General features: G+C 30.7%; 2 protein-coding genes. Both read left to right on the top strand.

The features are described from left to right. Positions 1-344: 344 nt before the first annotated feature. Entirely contained in the window at positions 345-3,440 is a 3,096-nt protein-coding gene (locus tag A966_RS12585; protein ID WP_008726206.1) for a DEAD/DEAH box helicase, read from the top strand. Between the two features lie 638 nt (positions 3,441-4,078). Then, positions 4,079-4,713 (top strand): restriction endonuclease subunit S (locus A966_RS12580; RefSeq protein ID WP_008726204.1); only part of this gene is annotated, 635 nt, incomplete at its 3' end.

The following is a 4,713-nucleotide window of genomic DNA, read 5'->3' as shown; positions in this document are numbered from 1 at the left end:
CGCCCGCCCAAGCGTTTATTTATTTTTGGGATTTAATGGCACGCGGTGAATATATTTAAATTTATAGCAAAAATTGTCATTATTGACTAGATTTATTTTTTTGAGATAGTTTAACGCGTGTTATATAAAGCAAAATATAAAAACAAAACACTAATAATAAAAACAGTATAACTATATATTAATTAACATAATTTAGTTATCATAATATAATCAAAACTATTCTTTTTTACATATTATCAAAAATCATGTTTTTTTATACAATATATAATATTGACTTTTTTAATAATTCTATTATTATAAAAGCCATTAAAAATGATGTGTAAAAATATAGTAAGGTTATGGGAATGAATACTAGGGGTAAGTCTAAAAAGAAAATTAAGGAAAATGATAATCCTTTTTTAAATTTAAATGCTAATGCTAAAGAAAATGATGAGCTTGCAAAGGCTTCTATCAAAACTATAGCAAACAGCGTTGTTATTACAGAAAGCGATAATAAGAGAATAGATAGAAATAAAAAAGAGGAAAACTCTCAAATAATAGATCCTTCACGTAAAGATTGGCTTTATTATACAAGATCTCCTTTAATGGATAATTACAGGGATAATCTTTATAGGGAGTATTATAGTTTATCGGTGTTATTATCTTTAAGGGGCGACAGCAATAATGAAAGGACTTTGGGGCTTTCATTGAAATTGATAGACTTGGAAAATAAAAAAGAGTATAGGGTAGGGGAGCTTGAGAATTTTTTATTTTCATGCGTTATTGGAGATAAACAAAATATTGAAGATATTGAAAGAGTAATAGAGCTTGAAGATTTTAGTAAGGCAGAGGCCAAATTAATAAGATTTTTAAATAATTTGTATGCTGAGGCTAAACAGATACAGGAAAACGGTAAGTTATGGTTTAAAGACTATGATGCTTATCAGTGCCTTATGCTTTTAAAAGATGTGCCGAATATAAGGCTTGAAAGCAGAGTTATAACATTCAGCGATGAAATTTTAAACTTGCAGTTAGAGAGCTATTATAACGAAGAAAAAGATTTAGTGCTTAATTTGAGCATTAAAGATGTTGATTTAAATAGAGTATATACATTCGGAGAGAATTGTGATTTTATACTTTATAAAGATATTTTTTATGAGACTAATCCATCATACCCTAAAATCAAAAAGAATATTTTTAAAGACAGTATAATAGTAAAAAAAGATTATATAAAGGATTTCTGTTCAAGAGTGCTTCCTAATCTTAAAAAAGACTTTGATAATATAGAGCTTCCAGAAGATATAAAAGAAAATGATATATTAGCTTTTCCAGCTCAGGCATTGGTATTTTTGGATTATGACGGCACTAATGTATTTTCTACTATAAAGTTCAAATACGGTTCTTTTACTGTTGATCCTTATTCCGGAAAGTTTACAAGCAGCAATATGTTTGATAATGAAGTTACAGAGATTTACAGAGATAATGAAAAGGAAGAATATTTCTGCAGAACATTATCTAAATATTTGGAGAAAGTGGGAGATTATACTTTTGCCACTTCTGATGATGAGAAGATATTTTATTTATGCTACAAAATACTTCCGGCACTTCAGGATAGAGGTTGGACTTGTTATTACAGTGAATCTTTTAAATCATTAAAATTGAATGTTAAGCCTCTTAAAATGAGAGTTTCTTTAACTAAAGATATTAACTTCTTTGAGATTAATTTTTCTTTTGAGGGCGTTAAAGAGCTTCATGATTTATCTGAAATTGTAAGGGCTGTAAAAGTAGAAAATAAAGAATATATAAGACTTCAAAACGGTTCATTTGTACCTATAGATTTGGAAGTAATTGATTATATAGCTAAGATGTTTAAAGAAAATCCTATAGAACAAAAAGAGGATAACAGATACTTGCTTCCTATGTTCAGTGCTCCTTATTTTGCAGATATGCTTGAGAAACATAGCGGTATAGAGCTTGATTTGGACGATAATGCTGTGGATACTATAGCAAATATAAAAAGGGTTGAGTATGATGAGACACCGCCTAAAGATATAGTCGGAGAGTTTAGAAGCTATCAGTTAGTAGGATATAAATGGCTTAGAAAATTAGCTGATATGTCATTAAACGGAATACTTGCCGATGACATGGGGCTTGGTAAAAGTTTTCAGACTATAGCCACAATACTAAAAGAAAAAGAAAACGGCAATAAACTTACTTCTTTAGTTGTTGCTCCTACTTCATGCGTTGCTAATTGGGAATGCGAGATTAAAAAGTTTGCTCCTTCTCTTGAAGTTATAGTGTTATCCGGTAATTTAAAAACTAGAATGAAAAAGATAAAAGCTGTAAGTAATTATGATGTTGCTGTAATATCGTATTCTACATTAAGACGAGATGTAAAGGCATTAAGCGAGAATGAGTTTAACTATCTCATACTTGATGAGGCTCAGCATATAAAAAATGCCAATACTCAGAATGCCAAAATGGTTAAAAGTTTAAAATCATTAAAAAGACTTGCTTTAAGCGGTACGCCTATTGAAAACAGTATAAGCGAGATGTGGTCAATGTTTGATTTTCTTATGCCGGGATTTTTAGGCAAGCATAAAGATTTTATTGAAGATTATGAAGCTCCTATACTTGCAGGGTTGGACAGTTCAAGTGAGGCTTTGGATAATTTAAAGACAAGAATAGCACCTTTCATATTAAGAAGGTTAAAAACTGATGTACTTACAGATTTGCCTCCTAAACATACCGTTGTAAGCTACTGCGATTTAACTAAAGATCAAAAAGAACTTTATATGTCTATACTTGAGGCTGCTAGAATAGAAATATTTGAAACGGTAAAAAGAAAAGGTTTTGCTCAGTCGCATATAGAGATATTTTCAGCATTAACAAGATTAAGACAGGTTTGCTGCCACCCTAGACTTATGCATGAAGATTTACGAGGCGAGAGTCATACAAGCGGTAAGTTTAATATGTTTATAGAGATGATTAAAGAAGCTATTTCAGGCGGACATAGTGTATTGGTATTCAGCTCATTTACCAGAATGCTTAATCTCATGCGTATTGCTTTTAAGAAATTGGGAATAGATTATTTTTATTTGGACGGCTCTACAAAGGACAGAATGGATTTAGTTCATAGATTCAATGCCGGAGAAGCACCTATATTCTTACTTAGCCTTAAAGCAGCAGGCACAGGACTCACCTTGACGCAGGCGGATACTGTGATGCATTATGATTTATGGTGGAATCCTGCAGTAGAAGATCAAGCAACAGACAGAGCGTACAGAATAGGACAGAAACGCGTTGTAACTAATTATAAGCTCATCACAAGAGGCACCATAGAAGAGAAGATATTAGAACTTCAGAATAAAAAGCGTTTGCTTATTGATACTGTAGTGGGCGATTCTATGGGCGACATAAATAAATTAAGCTGGGACGAAGTGAAGAATCTGATAAATTAATAATAATTTTGAATTTTTTATATAATATAGTATGATATTGTTAAGAATTATATATTGGACTTGTTTCAAAAGTACTTAATAAGATTATATAAAAATAATATTAGACCTGTTTCAAAACTACTTGACAAACAATTTTATGAGTTTATTATTTTATGCTAAATTAAATAATATTAATAACGATTTAATTAAATATTTTATATGTTGTATAAATTGTATGTTTAAGCTAGAAAATGCAGTTCTTTTGGTTCTTTTATACCAATAAAAGAACTGGGGTTTGGGACGACTGTGTGCTTCGCAGCAAAGCCCCAACTATAATTTAAAAATATTAAATAAATATTAATAAATTTAGTTTTGAAACAAGTCTATTTTATATGTTGTATAAATTATTATTTTAGTATATAAGTATGTAGTCTTTCGCCGCAGGCGTACTTCGTATGCTTCTCGCCTGCCGACACCAAAGGTGGACTTCGTCGGCACGCACAGCGAGGCGTACTTCGTATGTGCCAATGCCACAGGCACTTCCTTCGGTCGCAAAAGAAGTGGGGGGGGGGCACGACTGTGTGCTTCGCAGGGCTAGTCCTCACAATTATAAATAATTAGTTTGAAACAAGTACATTATATTTAATAGAGGCATATTTATGAAATCACTACCGCTTCCTAAAGGTTTAGAAGAAAAAAATAAAGATAAATTGATAAAAGAGGATCGTATAAAGAAAGAAAAAAATACAAGCGAGATATACAAGAAAGATGGCTCCTATTATGAAAGAGTTTTAGAAGGTAGTAATGTTATAAAAGATGTTTGCATAGATAATGAATTGCCTTTTAATATTCCAGATAGTTGGGTTTGGGTAAGGCTTGGAAATGTTGCAGAAATATTAAGAGGAGGATCTCCGAGACCTATTAATAAATATTTAACTACTTCAAATGATGGTATTAATTGGATAAAAATTAGCGATGCAGAAAAAAATGGTAAGTATATTAATTCAACTAGAGAAAGAATAATAAAAGAAGGTATTAATAGAAGTAGATTTGTAAAATCCGGAGATTTTTTGTTAACAAATTCAATGAGTTTTGGAAGACCATATATTTTAAATATAGATGGATGTATACATGATGGATGGCTTGTAATAACTAAATATAAAATAGCTTACAATAGAGAATTCCTTTTTTATCTATTATCTTCAAATTTTGCGTATTATCAATTTTGTAAAAATGTATCTGGTTCTGTTGTTCAAAATCTTAGTATTGATAAAGTTGCAAACTCTATATTTCC

It is taken from the genome of Brachyspira hampsonii 30446, from assembly GCF_000316195.1.
Taxonomy (GTDB): domain Bacteria; phylum Spirochaetota; class Brachyspiria; order Brachyspirales; family Brachyspiraceae; genus Brachyspira; species Brachyspira hampsonii_C.
This window is presented reverse-complemented; position numbering and strand designations above follow the sequence as displayed.

Bases quoted from the DNA above. Each gene is read 5' to 3' on its own strand.
- A966_RS12585 (WP_008726206.1), top strand. From the start codon at position 345: ATGAATACTAGGGGTAAGTCTAAAAAGAAAATTAAGGAAAATGATAAT.